An 18,716-nucleotide genomic window follows, 5' to 3' on the forward strand; every position below is an offset into this window, starting at 1 on the left:
TTCATGTTCCTCCCTTTTTCTTATCAAAAATATACTTGTTTATGATGAAGCATGCACCTGTCGTCAATACTTTACTGGACTTGGACCGATGCTGCGACAATCCTAAAATAGTCACCTGCCGCTATAAAACATTCACCCTTTTACCGCGCCAATTAAAACCCCTTTGGCAAAATACTTTTGAATAAACGGATAAACCATCAATATCGGTAATGTACCCACAACGATGATTGCCATTTTAATTGATTGATCCGGCGGTTTCACATAGGTGGGATCGTATGTCCCCATGTCTAGCGAACCAGTTGCCAAAAGGACAATTTGCCGCAATAGAACCTGCATCGGCCACTTTTTAGCGTCAGATAGATAGATCAAAGCATTAAAGAAATCATTCCAATGGGCAACGGCGTAGAAAAGAGCGAATGTTGCGATAACCGGTTTGGAGAGCGGTAAAACAATTCGCCAAAGTACACCTATATCATTACATCCGTCTATTCGGGCCGATTCAATTAATTCGCCCGGAATTTCCTGGAAAAATGATTTCACGACAATCAAGTTAAAGGCGTTGATAGCGACAGGCAGCATGACCGCCCAGTAGGTGTTCAATAGTCCTAAGCCTTTGACAACCAGATAAGTAGGAATAATCCCGCCGCTAAACACCATCGTGAAGATGATTAGGTTCAAGACGACATTTCGGCCAATCATGTGCCGCCGTGATAAAGCATAGGCCATCGTAAAGGTAAACAATAGGTTTACAAGAGTTCCTCCTACGGTTATAAATACGGATACGAATAAACTTCGCGGCAACGTATTATCTTTAAAAACGAACTTGTAAGCATCAAATGTAATTTCTTTGGGAATTAGAAAAAAGGATCTGCTTCCAATCTCAAGATCGCTTGCGAACGACCCCGCCACGATATACATAACCGGAAGGATCATAGTAAGGGCAACGAGAGCAAGAAAGAGATAATTGGCGATATCAAACAATTTTTCGCCTACTGACGAATGACACGTGTTCATAGTGCTCTCCTCCTAAGAGTTTTGCGATAGCAAAACTTTCTTCGTAAGCATGTGCTGAGTTTTGCGATAGCAAAACTTTCTTCGTAAGCATCAGAATATACCGGAATGTCCAGCCCTTTTGGCTAAATAATTCGTTGAAAAGACGAGAATGACGCCGATAATGGCTTTAAATAACCCTACTGCCGCACTGTAGCTGAAAGCGCCCTGTACGATCCCCGCCGTATAAACATAAGTGTCAAATACTTCGGCCACAGGCCGGTTTAGCGGGTTGATCATTAATAAGACTTGTTCAAATCCACGATCCATAAAGTGACCCATTCGCAGAATCAGCACGATAATGATCGTTCCTTGAATGGCTGGCAGCGTAATGTGCCACAGTTGGCGGAAACGGTTTGCTCCATCGACGATGGCCGCTTCATACTGCTCTTGATCCACCCCCGCAAGCGCTGCGAGGAAGATGATCGTTCCCCAACCCATCTCTTTCCAAATACTCTGTGTGATAATCATGGGACGAAACCAGTTTTCACTTGTCAGAAAGTCCATTTTATACCCGAATAGCTTAAGCATCAGTTCATTGATGACTCCACCTTCTGTCGTCAAAAGAAGATAGGAAATACTTGCAACAATAACCATCGAAATAAAATGCGGGATATAAATTAGTGATTGGATAAAGCGTTTGTAAAAAGATTTGCGGACTTCGTTTAACAATACCGCCAGTATGATTGGCGCCGGGAAGAAAAACACCATATCGTACAAACCAAGCAAAAGCGTATTGCGTATCAATCTAAAAAATACGGGATCTTGAAAAAATTGCTTAAAATTATCTAGTCCAACCCACTCGCTTTTAAAAAAACCGACGTAAGGCTGATAGTTCTTGAAGGCAAGGAGGACCCCCCACATCGGAACATATTTAAAAACAATAAAGTAGGCCAATCCCGGCAGCAACAGCAGCAATAGATATTTATCTCTTAGAACTTTGCCAATTAGCGTATTGCGCTTGGAATTTCTTGCGGATGTGACAGGCGCTATGTGCTCTTCAGCACCCGATGCTTTGATCATGTTCTCACTCCTTCGCAAATTGAATTGAAACTTTAGCTTGTGGCTTTGTAAGTTAAACACTATAAGATTCAAATATTTCTGACAACAACACTATTTTGAAACCGTTTTCTCAAAAAAGTATGAAGTTAGAAAAAAAGTATTATCATCATGAGGGGGATGGAGGAAGTAGAAAACCGGATGCCACGGCAGCCGGTTTCATTAGAAGTATGAATGGCTTGAACATTCTTTTACTCGGTTTGTGAATTGTCTTTCAACCATTTGTACGTTAGAAGCGAAGAGAGGAATACTAAGGTCAACCCCTGTCCCCAGCCTTGAATCCGTTCATGGGCGACGCCTTTGTAGCCGTCGGCGTCTTTCATAACAGCCGTTCCAGCCGAAACATCCAATACTGTACCGTTATTCGAAATTTTCGATAATACGGCAGGCACGGCCTTCTGAATATACTTATTGTACATAGGAGCGCCGATGGCTTCGTTATATCGAATCAATCCGGCGGCAAGACCCGCAGAACCCGATGTTTCCTCATAAGAGGTCGGATCATTCAGCACGGTGTGCCAGAGCCCATGATCAGATTGGAGCCGGACGATGCTGCTAAGTTGATCACGCAGCGAATCGTATATTTTCATATAGGACGGATGTGTGACTTCTACGATATGCAGCGCTTCCGACATCGTATAAGCTGCCCATGAATTGCCACGCGCCCAATAGACAGCGGACATGTTGTTGTGGGCGATATGATCCCAACCGTGAACATAAAGATTTGTTTCGCGATCCTGCAAGAAGCGCTCGTGTGTGTGGTACTGAAGTAAGCCATCCTCGAGCCAATCGTTTCTTTTAAGTAAAGTGCCAATACGGATGAGAAAATATCCTGCCATAAACATCGTATCGACCCAAGCCTGTTGCGGGAAATCGTAATTTTGCGATACGGTGTGCTGAAACACGCCATCCGCGAATCGTACTGCATCCGTTCTTAAGAACTCCGCCATTTGGACCGCAATATCCAGATAACGTTCCGATTTGGTTTGATCGTACAGTGTAAGCAATGTATGACCAATGGATACAGCGTTGACGGTTAACTTAGGAAGGCCGTCCTCCAACTGCTCATCGATCCACGCTTGCAATTGATCCAAATACGTTGATTCACCAGTAGCCAGATAAGCTTGGCCTACGCCGTAGAAAGCAACTCCGGCAGGCCAGTCCCATGTCATATCCATCTGAAACGTTCTGCTTACGAGCCTGTCGATGGCTTGTTTAATATCCGTTTCATTGACCGTTACGTATTTCAAAACAGTTCCTCCTCGAACATTGAAATTTACAATCTTAGACTGCATCGATTAATTCTTCTGATCCACGGCATAGGAAGCGCTTAGATATTCAGCATTCAACTCCGTCGGCAGTTCGTTCCCGATTAGCTCCAGGCACATGATCGCATTTAAGGACCATTGCGACGTTACATTTGTCGTGATGCTCGGCAGTTCTTGAATAGGTCGAACATACGCGTGCTCCGGCACTTGATAGGTTCGCGTCGCGTCCTCGCTGCCCCCCGGCAGACGATTCTCCAGCATGATCCGCCATGTTAACGCAGCCAGAGCAGTATTACTGCGTCGGTTGGCTGCGTAAGCCGCCATCGATGCCGCAAACATCGGCCAGCTGAATTTATTATGATCGATGACTCCATTCGTTCGGGCTAACTTTTCCTCAGGTTCTAGGTAATAAAATTCCCCAAATTCTACGAGCATGTCATCCCATTCAGGATCGGAGAGCAGTTGCGAAAGCTCTATCCACACTTGCGGCGCGCCGAAGGAAATGACCATATGATATCCGTAGTTGCCGTCGCCGATATGGGTAAGAATACCGGTATTCGGATCGTATCCGAATGTCGTGCCTGATAAGAGCCGGAACGGTGCGGCCTTCAAATTCTTAATCCCTTGCAGGATCTTATCTCTGTATTTCGGATTCTCAAAGCGTTCCCATTGCGACATCCAATTTGAGCTAAAGGCTGCCCAGTCCGGACCGCTCCTCACATGGGTAGGATGCTCGTCCTTCGGGAAATAAGCTCTCATCGGATCGATTCCGACGGTGGCGAAATCTGCATCGGCCACTTCCGCCAAAATATCTCCAATTCGTTCATCTGCAGTCAAGAAGTAATAGTAACGATGCAAACCCGCCATTGCTATGCGCGCTTCCTTGCATCCGCAACCCCAGTGAACGACATTATGCCGAGACCCGAGTCCTGCATATTCTCCGGAATGATAGACATCCACTTCACTCGTATGACGTGTCATGGCCTCCGCCATGCGGAACAAATCTGCACGTCCCGAGCGCAAGAACGAGAGCCAAAGCCAGATGTTCGGCACAAGCTCGGTATTCTGCCAGGCAAACCCGCCTACGTCGTATCGCCATTCGTGCCGTACGGGATCGTACGTATGCATGAAATCTCCATAATCCCAGAAACCGTACCACCGCCGCCCCTCGATCTCTTGCTTATAGAAGCTCAAACAAGCGTCGAGTTGCTCTTCAATCCAAGCTTTAGCAGGCGTACTGCGATCAGGCAGGCTCCAGATACCGAATACGTTTGTATCATGATAACGTGCTGGCTCACATAAGAGCTGAGGCGGGGATTGAATATGGCTAGTCATGTTTGCAAGGTCGGCAGCAGCGGGTGTCCCATCGCAGCACCACAGCATAAGCTCGTTCGTATTTCCGATTCCATATGGTGTACTGCGCAGCTCTTCCGATCCCTCATAGGCGGATTCTACATACGTTTTCGTATCGTAATGACGCATATCCATAGCTGCTGCATCCGGCGACCAGAACCAGAGTGTTAGCTTGGCTTCATCTGTCGTCATACCGGTTACTTCCAAAGATGATGGATGCTTCTGCCAAAAATTGCGAAGCCCTGCTGCAAGCCCGCCGTGAGTGTCTCCGGCATATACGAGCCCTTTCGCACGGTTACCGCTGACAGCCTTCACTGGGCTGCATTCTTCGTATGTTTGCTTGACGACAGAATAGGAGTCGGCGGAAAGCTGCGTCAACTTAAAGCTGTCCCAGGCAGCGGAATCATCAAGCAGCGCTTTGAATTTCGCATCTTTCTCATGATCAAATGCAATGGCTTCTCCAGCTTGCTGACGCCAGAACATGTCCATGTAGACGCCTTTCGTCCGCCATGTCGACAAATGTCTGGGCGATTCACTGAAAAAGCCTGTATCGCCCGCAAAACGAACATACCTATTATAAAGGGGGGCTTTCAGCGGCAAAGCAAAAGAGATGCCAAGCCCTTTCACGAAGTCCTCCTGTGGATCTCCTTTGAACAATGAGGTGTGGACAATCCGAATCGATGCTTGGTTGGCATAGAAATAGAGACGCAGCCGGAAGGGGAGCCAAGAACGATCGGCTTTCTTGGAGATATGCTCGCCCTCTACCATAAGTACGACCCGTAAGGGACCCTCCTGTTCGATGGTTACGGATGTGATCTCGCCACGAAACGATTCTTCCTGATAAAGACGCCCGCTCGAAGTCGTTCGTCGTTCTTCGCGAATACTGACAAGTGAACCATTCGAGCTGATTAGCTTCTCCCCGTGATATAAAGCGCGGATGAATGACTTTCCTTGTTTTCCAACGATACACCGGATGACTCCGGTATCGACGGTCACTTCATCAGCCGATTGAGTAACCTTCATACGGGATCTTACATGGATCGCAATAGACTGTTCATCGGCGACTTGTAGTGTATAGCCTTCACTAACAGGTTTATCGAACGATGCGGCGTGGGCGGTCCATTTTACGCTGCCGTCAGGCCAATAAGCAGTTGGCCAGCTTTGAAGCGCGAGCGGATTTCCTGACGGATCATTAAGGGTGAAAGTGCCAGCTTTCGACCGATTTAATTCACCTATATGCCAAGGTACTCCCCATGTAACACCGCAAGAGTTTGGAAGTTCTTCCTCCAACCAATGCACGCGGAGTTGCTTTTTTTCTCCCATGTTATCTTTACCCCTCTCCGAATTTGTTTCGTGCCTTGGTTCAAGATTAGTATCTGGGGGAATTTCCATCAACTACACTTTCTAACTCCCTACATGACGGGACATTTCACTTTTTTGCGGGATTAAGACTTTTTTTCCAAACCAAAAAAACAAACCGCCATTGCAGGCGGTTTACGGGTTGAAGCTATTCATTTCTGTTTAACTCCCGATATCGGCTTGGTGTTATATCTTCTTGTTTCTTAAAGATTCGATTAAAATAGCTTGGCTGATAACCAGCCTTTTCGGCAATATCGTTGATTTTCATATCCGTGTCGCGCAAAAGCTCCTTCGCTTTTTCAATACGCAGCTCGGTTAAATAGTCAATAAAATTTTTACCGCTGACCTGTTTGAACGCTTTGCTTAACGCAACCGTATTCGTGCCTGCGTAGTCGGCGCAGCTATCCAGAGATATTTCCTTCATGTAATTGTTCTGAAGATAAATCATCGCAGTTTCCACAGTCTTTTTCACTTCGGCATCGGATCGCGATTCCAGCTCCACCATGCATGGACTCACTACTTTATCATGGAACCAAGCGATCATTTTCTGCGGGTCCCCGATTTGCATAAGTTGTTCATATAAATTAGCCGATTTAAATATTCGGTTTGGATCCAAATTCGCAAGTCGAATAGCATGCAAGATACTGCCGAGTAATTGAAGATTACCTTGCTGAATGTCGATCACCTTGGCTCCGCGTTCGAGCAGTTCTTCCATGAAAGCCTGAATAAGCTGCTTCGCTTCTTCATTCTGGCCCATTCGAATAGCCTGAATAATCGCTCTTTCGAGTGCGAAAGGATAATGAATTTCGTGGTTCTCTTTCTCGAGTTCATCCAGAGATTCCAGGTCGATAATTTGGTTCCGGCTTTCGAAGCGGCGCCTGCTTGATGCCTGCATCGCTTCCTCGAAGCGAGAGGGCACATGTACGATAGACATAGCAAGATTGCCGATCGTGACCGATACGTACATTTTCAGCGTATGATGAATCCCTTGAGCCAGTTCTTGACTGAACGTTTTGATTATCTCCGGCTTTTCAATTTCTTCCGAAAGGATGATGAGAATACCGATCGACAAATCGTGAAAGTTCAACACTTCCGCTTGATCGAAACGACTCGATGCAAGCTCTTTCGTAATATTGGCAGCAGCGAAAGTGACAAGTCCCTCATCACCTGACGAGAAGCGCCCCTCCAAGTTTTCAAATCCGCTTAATTGAATATACAGCATAGCATATTGCTTATGGTCCACTGACCAGCCGAAATTGCGCATTCTCTCCAGAAGAGATTGCTCGGAGTATGAGTATAAATACCCTTGGACAAGTTGAAGCAGGAAGCCTTCCTTGAGATGAGGGAGCTGCTCCTCCAGCTTATTCTGAAGCGTTATACTTTCTCTAGTCAAATGCAGCCATTCTTTCTCAATGATTTTAAAATCATCATTTTGTTCTTTCCGGAGCGCTGCTAAACCTGTCTTTCCAGTTAACAAGTTAACTAACTGTGCGATAGGTGAATAGATGCGCCGTGAAGCCAGCCAAGATAAAACGAACGCGAGCAGCAGCATCGCGATGCTTAGCGTCAAGACCAATTGAGAAATAAAAACGACAGGCTTGGTAATTGTGCTAATCGGCGACGCAGTGACATAAGTCCAATCGGCACCGACACGCGACATGGTGCCGAAGGCTACAGTGTACGTCGTTTGGTTCCAATCAAACAGGAATGAGCCTGATTTCGCCTTATTGGTAAGTACCTCTCTCTTAATAGCTTCATCTAGCTGCGATGCTGGTTCTTTCCCTGAGCTAGACAGTAATTGATCGCCATTTTCCTCCAGCAGAAACGTACTCCCATCGTTATAAGGGGCTAACGTTTGCAGCAGTTTGGCAACCTTCGCGGTGTCGATCCGAACCGCAATGACCCCATACGGGTTCTCGTTAGTTTCAGGTATTTTTACCATTAAAGACAATGAATGATCACGCGGAAGTCCGGACTCCGAAGTATGCTGGGACCAGAAAACCTTCTTATCATTCGCGAGCAAATTCCTGTATCCTTCGATCTGTACAGCGCTAGTTAATGCCTCGTATTGGGGATGAAACCGCACGGGCGCAGCCCCTTCCAAGAACAATTCTGTTTCCGTAGCCAGTGGATTGGCGCCTTTCATATTGGCTAGTGTCTGTGTCATGTTGCGAGCAATCTCGAAATCACGCGATAGTTTTAAACTCGCTAATGAGTAACTGAAGCTTGGATCGAATGCCCAATGCATAACCGACGTCTCCAAGTAAGAGAACTGCTCGTCAATATTGGCAGCTCTAAGTTGAATCTGCTTGTTGTGCATCTGAAGCAGCTCGTTCTCAAGACGCTCGCCGGCAAGCCAATAAATCACGCCGCCGAAGATAAGTCCGGGAATACTGGAGATGATCAGAATTAAAATCCAATTGTCTCGGAAGCGCTTACTTCTGAACACGATTTATTCCCCCTGACATCTTCTTTTAAACTTATATGCATATGGATAATTTGCCGTTGTAACCCTTCAGCGATAGAAGGTTACTTCATATAATACCATGTGAATGGTCAACCGAGAATTGACTTTTGATCATATTTTCAATTATCGTGTCATGTCCAGCTGACCGGAAGGTAACCGATATCCATGTGCTTCTACATCCGCGGTTAAAGCAGAAGGTAAGAGCAGGCCGCACTCAGCTTAGCTGGCTTGGCCAAAGAACTAGACTGGTGCGGTCTTTTTCTGCGCCTAGAAGTTTTAAATATTCCTGTTCGGGTGCTTCTGCGATACGAACGCCGTTCCAAGCTTCGATAACGATTTTACGTAATTGATGTTGTTTAAGAAACTGCCGAAACATACTTTTTAGCTCAAGGACGATGGTCATCTGATCATCGTTTTGGTTCGTTTCTGGTGCAATTTGATAAATCCGCTTGCCATTATTCTCGATCCAATACAACCACTTACTGCCTTTGAGGGCTAAGTAATTTCCACTTTTACGTGAAAATGAAATGTTTGAAACCTCGGGCCATGGGACAATCAGTCCAAAGGGATTAGCCGGATCAATAGCACTTAAAAGCGTGAATTTTTGTTGACTCTCGGAAGTGTTACCTGCATGTTGGTACAGGCGAGTGATGAATTCTTTGGATGCGAACTGCAGAGCATGTAAATCGGAAATGAATAGCCCTCTGACGACAAGACCCCATTCTTCCAACTGACGAAGCGCTGTCTGAATGGCTTCCCATGGAAACGGGCAGTGAGCAGAGATGAGATCTTTGGTGATGATGCCAAAACGCTCCAGCAGATGATGCGTCCACTGCATGGCTGACGATTGCTTATCGAAAGCAGGGCTAAGCAAGGAATCGAGAGGATACCATCGACCAAGACCTGACTGGAATTTATCCGGTTTCTTAGAAGCTGCTGCGGCATGTAATCGAAGCGGAGCGAATTGGTCGTTAGCAGCCTGTCCATCCCACACTAATTGCAGCAGCTCCTCTAACAAGGAAGAAGGAGCTCGCCCTGTTTCAATACTCAGCTTGCTAAGAAAGATGGCCCCTTTTTTCTGCAAAAGGCTAAGGAGCTCAGGGTGTGAGGCTGGTCTTTGGTTGGCTAAAGTGAGGCAGGGCTCATATAGCGAACTGCTTTCTGCAAGAAAGAAGGCGATGAGGCCTTCCTTTTCGTCGGGCTCTTTGCGGCCTATCCAGACAATTTGACCTGACGAGCACAAGGTGTCTAGGTCCTGTTTGCGGTACGATAGCTGACGCGTAGGAAATAAGACAGTCTCCCAAAGTGAGACAGGCAGGAAGAAGCCTTGCAAATCTTCAATAATCTCGCGGAGATGGTCCATTCCAGGCACGTCAATTCTATCTGCGAGTTTTCGCCTTAGCGGCATATGCGTCATATAGGTCAGCGGGGATACGGCCTCGCCACCACGTCGATAGGACTGAAGGGACAGACGAATTAATCGTGAAGCAACCTTGCTGCTTGTCCACAGCTCCTCGATTTCCGGATCGGCAAAAGGTGCAACAGATAACATACCATCTTGAACGGCGCTCTGAACCCAATCAGCTGCAATGGCAGAATCTACCTCAAAACGGGCTGCCAATTCTGCCGTAGTGAAAGAGAGCTTCCCGTCGGCAAATCTTTGAAACACAAACGATCTGGCAACCATAGAATCCGAAAGTGAAGAATAGAACTCTAATTCATCACTACAGATATAGCGGGTCTCTTTCGAAAAAAAGGCTGTTGCTGCCTTACCTTGCCCAAGGAGATCATTGATCCATGCTGTGACAGTTACTTCGGATGCTGAACTAGCTAGGACGAGTTCAGCCAAAGAGGAATCGCCTCGTTCTTTCAAATAACGAAACACCTCTCGTGCAGAGGCTAAAGGTTCATCCGTAAGGGCGAGTTTATGTTCCTCTGCCTCGATGACCTGAGGGCTAACGGCGCTGTGGATCGCCTCAGACCCGAAAATGTCGGCTGCCATTTGACGGCTAAAGCCAAGTAATTCAACCTGCAAATCCTGCGTTAACGCATCGGATTCATATAATTTCTGCGACACGTAGTCGAATTTAAATTGCGCAGCGAGCGGCGATGGGAAATGGTTGCGATGAACGGCAAATTGGATATTTCCTGAATGAATGGCTTCCAAAATGCGCTGAAGATGCTGAATATCAACATGCTCTTCCAGGCATTCTCGCATGGCTTCCTGAAACAAAGGAAAACGTTCTTTAAAGGGCAGAGCCTCTTTCATGAGCTCTTGTCCGCGCAGCCGCTTAATCCAAGCAGGCATACGTGTGAAGCTGCGGGAAAGAAGCAAGGACGTTTCTGCGAGTCGCTGGAAAGCGGCTCCGAACATACCGGATTCAGCCACAGCCTCAATGACGAACTGTTCTGCTTCTATAGAAGAGATGGACATAATGGCATGTAGAATCGACTCATGGAAGCTAGGGAAAATGAACTCGATGCCATTGTCTTTCGCATTGGTATAGAGGGCGGTATGCCCTATTTGTTTGAGATGCCTTTCGATAGCCATTAACCAAGTTCGGTTGAGCGTGCGACCAAATAGGCTGTGCAAAATATAATGGGTTTGATTATTTTCATCAGTGAAAGTTTCGATGACAACGGTTGTATCTGTCGGCACCGTATTTACAGCAATCTGATTGCGAACGAGACTGATGAGCGCATGGCTAGCATCCGAATCAAAGTGAAAATGCTCCAACAGCCAGTCTTGGACGTCGAGATCGGCTTGAGTGTGAGGAAGCGGCTGCAAACGATCTCGCAGTTCTCGCCATAATTGACCCGTTTGAACGCCGAGCTCATACGACTTTCCGCCGGTTTCCCCGCGCCAGAAGGGGACTTCGCTGTAACGGTTGTCGGCTTCCTGGACATAAATGCGCTCTGGGCGTTTGCGGACGATACGCCAGGATGCCGTACCCAATTGAAATACGTCCCCAACAGACGATTCGTGGATGAACTCTTCATCCAGCTCACCGAGGTGAAGCCCGGTTTCATTGTGATGCACGGGGTATGCCGTGCTCTGAGGGATTGTGCCCGCGCCGGTGAGCGCGGCCATCTGCGTGGCTGCCAACCGCTCTAAGCGGTCGGTTTCACGATCCCATGCGATAAGCGGACGCACGAAGGGGTACAGCCCTGCGAGCACCTCGAGCATCGCGAGCCAGCGTTCACGCGGCAGCTCGCGGAAGGAGTCGCTCTGCGAGAGCAGGCGCTCTAGGCGCGGCACATCCAGCTCGTCGCCCATGGCTGCCATGGCGACGAGCTGCTGCGCGAGGACATCCAGACTGCCTCGCGGGATGCGGATGGCCTCGATGTCGCGCGCCGCGATCCGCCGGCTGAGCACGGCCAGCTCCGGCAGCAGGCTGCGACTGCGTGCAAGCAGCACGCCGCGGCTTACACTGCCGACGGCGTGGCCGGCGCGGCCGATCCGCTGGATGCCTGCGGCAGCGGTGAAAGGCGAGTCGATCTGGATCACCAGATCGACATGGCCGACGTCGATGCCGAGCTCCAGCGACGACGTGGCAACCAGGCAGCGAAGCTCGCCGGCCTTGAGCAAGCGCTCGACTTCGAGCCGCTTCTCGCGGGCGACGCTGCCGTGGTGGCTACTCGCGATCTCATGACCGAAATGGTCATTGAGTCGCAAGGTCAATCGTTCGCAAAGCCTGCGGCTATTTGCGAAGATCAGCACTGTGCTGCAGCCTTCCATGAGCTGCAGCAGACGTTCGACAAGAGGCGTCCATATCGCCTCTTTATCAGCCCCAGCCCGCGCAGGTTCTGGCATCGTCACCTGAAGAGCATACTGCTTCTCGGCTTTGCTCTCGATAATAGCAACATTGCGAGGCTGGTCAGCTTCCCAGCCGCCAAGATAACGAGCGACCCGCTCGATAGGCTTTTGTGTGGCTGACACGCCGATCCGCTGGACGGATCGCCCGCACCACGCATTGAGCCGTTCCAGCGTGAGCGACAAGTGCATACCGCGCTTGTCCGCCGCCAGATCGTGGATTTCGTCGACGACGATTTGTTCCACGCTCTTTAGCATTTCTCTCGCGCGCGGAGAAGTCAGCAGCAAATACAACGATTCTGGCGTGGTCACCAGCAGATCTGGCGGCTGCTTCAGCATCGATGCCCGAGTACTTTGTTTGGTATCGCCGGTACGAACCCCAATCGTGAGTCCCCGCCAGGCGGTTTTCTTTTCCTTTTCGAAAGAGGAAGCGGTCTCCTCAATTTCTGCCATAAAATGAATCAAATGATCATGAATATCGTTATTCAGCGCTTTAAGTGGTGTCACGACAAGCACGCGAACACCGGCTGTGTAAATGTCCTCAAGTTCCTGTTTCTTTTTAAGAACTCCGTCCAAACAAGGCAGTAAGGCTGCCAATGTTTTACCTGAGCCTGTGGGGGAAGAGATGAGAGTGTGCGTGCCAGAACGTATTTGTTTCCATGCCTGCTTCTGAACATCTGTAGGTTCACCGAAACGAGAAGCAAACCAAGCCCTCAGAACGGGATGAAAATGAGATAGATCCAGCGCTATTTCCGTCATTGCCTTCGCTCCCTTGCTCACAATTTCTTCCAACATAGCATATTGTGAGGGTCATCGCCAGCGGGACAGAATATGACAGTTTATTTATATCTCGTATGCTAAAGTGGTTAAAGATGTACTTGATAACTTTGTTGGATGGATGAAGGAATAATTTTCAATGGAAAATAAAAGGTTACCCTCCTAAAAATAACCAATCAAACGAATTCTTCTGATACATGTAGTATTCAAATAAAGAAGGAGAGTGTGTAAAGCGTGACGTTCAAAAAAGTAATCGCGACAGGACTTGCTTTCGTTATGATCATGGGAAGCGGCACAGCAGTATTAGCCAAAGACAATGGAAATAAAAAAGATGACAGTAAGGTTGAGATACATCTCACCTTTGACGATTTGCAATCGGCAGAATGGGCGATACGCTATATCGCGAGCTTAGCATCGAAACGTGTGTTTGAAGGGTATGAAGATGGTACCTTTAAGCCTCATAATACGGTTTCCCGAATCGAAGCGATTACGGCTGCCGTTCGTTTGATGGGACTTCGCAGCCAAGCAGAATCAGCAGCAGAAATGAGCACTCATTTGAATTTTAAAGATGCGGATAAAGTTCCTTCTTGGGCTGTCGGTTATGTAGCCGTAGCATTAGAAAATGATTTGTTCTCGGAAAATGACGATATGGTTCAGCCTCAAAAAGAAGGCGACCGGCTTTGGGCGACGACACTTTTAGTTAAAGCTTTGAAGTTGGAAGCTCAAGCGAAAGCGAAAATGAACACGACACTGCCATTTAAAGATGCGAAACAAATTCCTGCAGGCGCTGTGGGTTATGTAGCTGTTGCCATCGAGAAAGGTTTGATCGATGGTTTCGAAGACAACACGTTTAGGCCTAATCAACCGGTAACACGGGCTCAGCTCGCAGCTTTACTCGATCGTACGGGCGGACAATTGCCAGACCAAGGGAATAACACGATAAATGGAACTGTAAGTAGTGTTGTGACCAACAACACGCTTAGTATTACGAGTTCAGGCACAACATCAACCTATCCTTTGCATCCAGACGTTTTTATTTATCGGAACGGGGCCAAAGTAAACGCATCTGCTTTACAGGTAGGGGACGTAGTGAAAGTACGCACATTTAATGGTCAAATTGTCTTCATCGAAGTGACCAATGCCGTACAATCGATTATCTACAGCGGTACCGTCAGTGCGGCAGTTACGAATAATACATTGACGCTAACGAAGGCAGGAGCTACCTCTACATTACCGCTTCATCCGGATGTTGTCGTTTATCGCAATGGCATTAAAGTGAGTGCGTCTGACCTAAAAGTTGGTGATGAAGTTAACATTCGCACTTCGGATAATAAGATCATCTACATCGAAGTCACCAAATCGATTGTACCTATTTCAAGCAGCGGGACAGTTAGCGCGACCGTTAGTAACAATGTGCTTAAGCTTTCGAAAGCAGGAGTTACAACTTCATACACTCTGCATCCAGATGTGGTCATTTATCGGAATGGCGTGAAAGTCACTGCTGCCTCCTTGCTGGTTGGCGATGAAGTGAATGTTCGCACATCCGACAACAAAGTCATTTTCATTGAAGTAACTCAAACGGCACAAGCCATTACGAATAGCGGGACAGTTAGCGCAGTCGTTAGCAATAACGTACTTAAGCTTCAGAAGTCAGGTGTTACTTTTGAGTTAACACTTCACGCGGATGTTATCGTCTATCGCAATGGGTTGAAAGCCAATGCATCAGATCTGAAAGTTGGAGATGAAGTCAATATTCGCACTTCCGAAAATAAAGTCATTTATATTGAAGTAACCAAAATGGTTCAACCCATTACAAACAACGGTACAGTAATCGCTGTGGTAAGCAACAATGAATTGAAGCTCACGAAGTCGGGAGTTACAACTGTATTCACACTTCATCCGAACGTCGTTGTCTATCGAAATGGCGTGAAGGTCAGAGCTGTTGATTTAAAAGTAGGCGATGAAGTCGATATTCGTACCTCTGATAATAAAGTCATTTACATTGAAGTCACCAAAATGATTGATGCGAATCTACCATTCGATCTTTTAGGAAAGTTAAAAGGAACTACCCTCAATGCCCAAGGTGAACTTGCAACGATTTCCATCACTCAAACCATTAATGGTGTGGAACAAACAACGATCTATCAGGTATCCTCTGGTGTCACGCTTTCTGGCAACCTAGCCTTATTCAAAGAAGGAAATCTTATACAGCTTAAAGGTGTTAATAGGCTCGTAACCTCCATCACAATCAAATAATATGCGAAAAGAAGCCCACTCAGATTTATGGGGGGCTTCTTTTTTTGGTTTTGTTTTGCCGTAAAGCTTAACTCACAGTCGTCTTCGGTGAATTTGCACGGCCACTTTTGCTGCAATGATGTATTTCATCGTTAGATTCGAGTTGCAGCAGCATTGCGATTGCTGCAACGATGTTTTACATTGTTACAAGGGAGCACAATCATCACTTTAATGCTGTAACGATACTTTTCATCATTGCGTCACAGGTCGGCAAACACTGCGTGCACTGTTTATCTCTCAGGCATCTTTGGCGGCTTCTTGGACAGCTACTTTTTTATTCGTGTGCTCCAGAATAAGCGCTTTTTCCGAGCTTATTTGTTCGGGCGCTCCAGAATAAGCACGTTTCCCGCGCTTATTCAAAACGTACGCGCAGGACAGTCAGCTGAGAAGTCGATATTTGGACTTCTCAGACTCTGTCTACGAGCATCGGCTCGCAGAGCTATCACTGTAAGCGCGGTTTTCGCGCTTATTTGTTCGGGCGCTCCAGAATAAGCACGTTTTCCGCGCTTATTCAAAACGTACGCGCAGGACAGTCAGCTGAGAAGTCGATTTCCGGCTTCTCAGACTCTGTCAACGAGCTTCGGCTCGCAGAGCTCTCGCTGTAAGCGCGAATTTCGCGCTTATTTGTCCAGCCGCTCCTGAATAAGCGCGTTTTCGGCGCTTATTCAGCGCGGACGCGCGGGACAGTCAGCTGAGAAGTCGATTTCCGGCTTCTTGGACTCTGTCAACGAGCTTCGGCTCGCAGAGCTCTCGTTGTAAGCGCGGTTTTCGCGCTTATTTGTTCGGTCGCTCCTGAATAAGCGCGTTTTCGGCGCTTATTGAAAACGTACGCGTGACGATCTGCTGAGAAGCTGTTTTCTGAATTCTCAGACTCTGTCGACGAGTGCTTAAGCTCGTACTACAAGCTCTGTTAGATTGAATGATCATTCTATATATTGCTAATCTAATCAGCCCTCATGAAGGACCAATTAGATTACGATAATTTTTTTAAATGGAAGCACAAAGAAAAAAGCCCTTCAGTAATGGGCCAGGATAACAGCAATATCTCTATCATTAAATTGAAGGGTACCCTCTTCTGATTTCGTAAAGAAATATCCTCTAGATTCAATATAATGGCAGAGTTTAAGCAGAATTTTGGGTTCTATATTCAGAAGCGTTGAAAGTGAAAAAATGTTTTTTTGATCATTGGTTGCTTCAACCATTTAACATAATAACCTCCTAATAATGAATGATATATGTATCATAGTACATGCCCCAAGTCACTTGTTGTCGAAACATCGGGTTAACAAAACTTTCAATATTTGGATGATTTCTAATCATCCTGTCAAACATAAAAGCCCTTGAATCCTCCACAGGGAGGCTCAAAGGCTTACATGGATCCGTCTGTTGACGGAATCAGATCTTTAATTCCCCAAGCTTGATCAGTTCTACAACCGCTTGTGAACGACCCTTTACGTTCAGCTTTTGCATGACGTTAGAAATGTGATTCCTCACAGTCTTTTCGCTTATGAAAAGCTGCTGCGCGATATCTTTCGTGGTTTTGTCTTGTACTAAGAGTTCGAATACTTCTCTTTCGCGGTTAGTAAGTAGAAATTTGTTTTTGTGGTCGCTGCCCATGGATGTGTGTCACCCCTCCTTGCTCGGGTATTGGGAAATACAAGGTTTAGGGATACAGTCAAAATTAGTTTATGAAGGGCTGTTGTCAATGGTGCGGTATATGCATAAAAATAGGCGATATCCCCTTTTGAGTTTCCTACCGTGGCGTGGTAAGCTAAAATGAAGCATTTCTTTTGAACAAAGGAGGCTCAAATGATGTTCAAGCGTGATTATTTTATGCGGCAGATTGAGCAAATGACCGTGGTGCTGCATCGCATACTTTTTAATAAGGAACATATCCCATTTGAAGATGCCCAGCAGCAGCTGGATGAGGCAAGTCGCCATCTATTGGGGCTGAATATTCGCTCTTTGCAGGCATTATCGAGTAAGGATATCCTTGATTTATTGTCCTATCATGGCAGCGTGGATACCGCCAAAGCCCTGGTGCTTAGCGATATGTTTGTAGGACAAGGCGACCTGCTTCAGCGGCATGAACAGACTGATGAGGCTTATCACGCTTATCTGAAATCCGTAGATTTGCTGCTTCACCTGTCACTCTCACCGGAAGTTGAACCTAGGAATGAAGTGAACGATGAGATCACGTCCCGATTGAACCAGAGCTTGGAACGTCTTCAAGGATGGATCATCCCGGAGGAGATCAAGCAGCTTCTTTTCGCGCATTATGAGAAACAGGGCAATTACGCCAAAGTAGAGGATGTTTTATTTCATTATATGGAAGATCATCCGGATCGATCGGTCATACTCGAACAAGGGGTAAGCTTTTACGAAAAATTAATGGATATGGAAGAAGAACTCCTGAAAGCAGGCAATTTTAGCAAAGAAGAAGCGTTTGATGGTTTGCGTATTGTGAAGCAGAAATTGCAATCATTTGAACTTCCTAACATTTATAAATCGTAGAAATTGAAGGTGTAAAGAAATGGCTTGGTATCGGGAAAGTTTTGGAAATGATTATTTAATTGTTTATAAACACAGAGATTTGCAAGGTGCTTATCATGAAGTGAAGAAGATGATCGATTGGCTGGGGCTAAAGCAAGGGGCCGAAGTGCTTGATTTATGCTGCGGCATGGGCCGTCATTCTATGGCGCTGGCTGATTTCGGTTACGATGTAACAGGCGTGGATTTATCCGAGGTGCTTTTGAATGAGGCGGTTAAGTTAGACGATGGTAAGCAAGTAACATGGCTGCGCGGAGATATGCGTGAAGTACCGCTCGATCGGCAGTACGATGCTGTCGTTAATTTGTTTACTTCGTTTGGCTATTTTGATGAGGATGAACAGAATGAGAAGGTGCTTCATGAAATTCGTCGGCTACTAAAAGAGGGCGGCCGTTTCATCATCGATTTCTTGAATCCGGTTTATGTTCAGTCGAATCTCGTTCTTCAATCGGAGCGATCGGAAAAAGATTTATTAATTCGTGAAGTAAGAGCCATTGAAGATGGCTGTGTGCGTAAACGGATCGTGATTTCGCAAAAAGGTACTGCGGATCGGCATTATCTGGAGCAGGTTAAGTTGTATGATCGAACGGCGTTTGAAGCTATGCTGTTAAAAGCGGGTTTACATATTGATCATGTTTACGGTGAATATGATGGACAGGCTTATAATGCTGAAGCATCTAGCCGGTTGATTTTTGTAGGGCATAAGGAAGGATGAGTACTTGGA

The 18,716-nt window shown here is 46.6% G+C and carries 11 protein-coding genes; 3 read left to right on the top strand and 8 right to left on the bottom strand.

The genetic code is table 11. The annotated features are described in order from the left end of the window. Nucleotides 1-132: 132 nt before the first annotated feature. The 6 genes from ASG85_RS12830 to ASG85_RS12855 form a co-directional block, all read right to left on the bottom strand. Nucleotides 133-1,014: a carbohydrate ABC transporter permease gene (locus ASG85_RS12830; protein WP_057306204.1), complete on the bottom strand. Its 882-nt coding sequence runs from the start codon at nucleotides 1,012-1,014 to the stop codon at nucleotides 133-135. A 90-nt stretch (nucleotides 1,015-1,104) separates the two neighbouring features. Further along, nucleotides 1,105-2,073 (bottom strand): ABC transporter permease, encoded by a 969-nt coding sequence (locus tag ASG85_RS12835; protein ID WP_057306203.1) that lies wholly within the window; start codon nucleotides 2,071-2,073, stop codon nucleotides 1,105-1,107. A 227-nt stretch (nucleotides 2,074-2,300) separates the two neighbouring features. Next, entirely contained in the window at nucleotides 2,301-3,359 is a 1,059-nt protein-coding gene (locus ASG85_RS12840; RefSeq protein ID WP_057306202.1) for a glycoside hydrolase family 88 protein, read from the bottom strand. Between the two features lie 48 nt (nucleotides 3,360-3,407). Continuing rightward, nucleotides 3,408-6,053 carry a hypothetical protein gene (locus ASG85_RS12845; protein ID WP_060646431.1) on the bottom strand — a complete coding sequence of 882 codons (2,646 nt, stop codon included), beginning with the start codon at nucleotides 6,051-6,053 and terminating at the stop codon, nucleotides 3,408-3,410. A 184-nt stretch (nucleotides 6,054-6,237) separates the two neighbouring features. Further along, nucleotides 6,238-8,538 (bottom strand): AraC family transcriptional regulator, encoded by a 2,301-nt coding sequence (locus tag ASG85_RS12850; RefSeq protein ID WP_156390197.1) that lies wholly within the window; start codon nucleotides 8,536-8,538, stop codon nucleotides 6,238-6,240. A 232-nt stretch (nucleotides 8,539-8,770) separates the two neighbouring features. Then, nucleotides 8,771-13,165, bottom strand: coding sequence for a DEAD/DEAH box helicase (locus ASG85_RS12855; protein WP_321166586.1), 4,395 nt, complete (start codon nucleotides 13,163-13,165; stop codon nucleotides 8,771-8,773). Between the two features lie 216 nt (nucleotides 13,166-13,381). Here ASG85_RS12855 and ASG85_RS36655 point away from each other — a divergent pair, with 216 nt between their 5' ends. Next, nucleotides 13,382-15,403 (top strand): S-layer homology domain-containing protein, encoded by a 2,022-nt coding sequence (locus tag ASG85_RS36655; RefSeq protein WP_063860273.1) that lies wholly within the window; start codon nucleotides 13,382-13,384, stop codon nucleotides 15,401-15,403. A 1,055-nt stretch (nucleotides 15,404-16,458) separates the two neighbouring features. Here ASG85_RS36655 and ASG85_RS12865 read toward each other — a convergent pair. Next, complete coding sequence (locus ASG85_RS12865; protein WP_057306199.1) at nucleotides 16,459-16,644, bottom strand: hypothetical protein; 186 nt, start codon at nucleotides 16,642-16,644, stop codon at nucleotides 16,459-16,461. A 193-nt stretch (nucleotides 16,645-16,837) separates the two neighbouring features. After that, nucleotides 16,838-17,059 (bottom strand): helix-turn-helix domain-containing protein, encoded by a 222-nt coding sequence (locus tag ASG85_RS12870; RefSeq protein WP_028556998.1) that lies wholly within the window; start codon nucleotides 17,057-17,059, stop codon nucleotides 16,838-16,840. Nucleotides 17,060-17,251: 192 nt separating this feature from the next. On the opposite strand from ASG85_RS12870, the gene ASG85_RS12875 reads away from it, so the two are divergent. Both ASG85_RS12875 and ASG85_RS12880 read left to right on the top strand, forming a co-directional pair. Then, nucleotides 17,252-17,956, top strand: coding sequence for a DUF6483 family protein (locus ASG85_RS12875; RefSeq protein WP_156396552.1), 705 nt, complete (start codon nucleotides 17,252-17,254; stop codon nucleotides 17,954-17,956). Nucleotides 17,957-17,975: 19 nt separating this feature from the next. Then, entirely contained in the window at nucleotides 17,976-18,707 is a 732-nt protein-coding gene (locus ASG85_RS12880; protein WP_060646433.1) for a class I SAM-dependent methyltransferase, read from the top strand. Nucleotides 18,708-18,716: the final 9 nt, after the last annotated feature.

The organism is Paenibacillus sp. Soil724D2 (assembly GCF_001427935.1).
Classification (GTDB): domain Bacteria; phylum Bacillota; class Bacilli; order Paenibacillales; family NBRC-103111; genus Paenibacillus_E.

What these genes read in the sequence shown, in the direction of transcription:
- ASG85_RS12830 (WP_057306204.1), bottom strand. Translation starts at nt 1,014, where the DNA reads ATGAACACGTGTCATTCGTCAGTAGGCGAAAAATTGTTTGATATCGCC.
- ASG85_RS12835 (WP_057306203.1), bottom strand. Translation starts at nt 2,073, where the DNA reads ATGATCAAAGCATCGGGTGCTGAAGAGCACATAGCGCCTGTCACATCC.
- ASG85_RS12845 (WP_060646431.1), bottom strand. Translation starts at nt 6,053, where the DNA reads ATGGGAGAAAAAAAGCAACTCCGCGTGCATTGGTTGGAGGAAGAACTT.
- ASG85_RS12855 (WP_321166586.1), bottom strand. Translation starts at nt 13,165, where the DNA reads ATGTTGGAAGAAATTGTGAGCAAGGGAGCGAAGGCAATGACGGAAATA.
- ASG85_RS12865 (WP_057306199.1), bottom strand. Translation starts at nt 16,644, where the DNA reads ATGGTTGAAGCAACCAATGATCAAAAAAACATTTTTTCACTTTCAACG.
- ASG85_RS12870 (WP_028556998.1), bottom strand. Translation starts at nt 17,059, where the DNA reads ATGGGCAGCGACCACAAAAACAAATTTCTACTTACTAACCGCGAAAGA.
- ASG85_RS12875 (WP_156396552.1), top strand. Translation starts at nt 17,252, where the DNA reads ATGATGTTCAAGCGTGATTATTTTATGCGGCAGATTGAGCAAATGACC.
- ASG85_RS12880 (WP_060646433.1), top strand. Translation starts at nt 17,976, where the DNA reads ATGGCTTGGTATCGGGAAAGTTTTGGAAATGATTATTTAATTGTTTAT.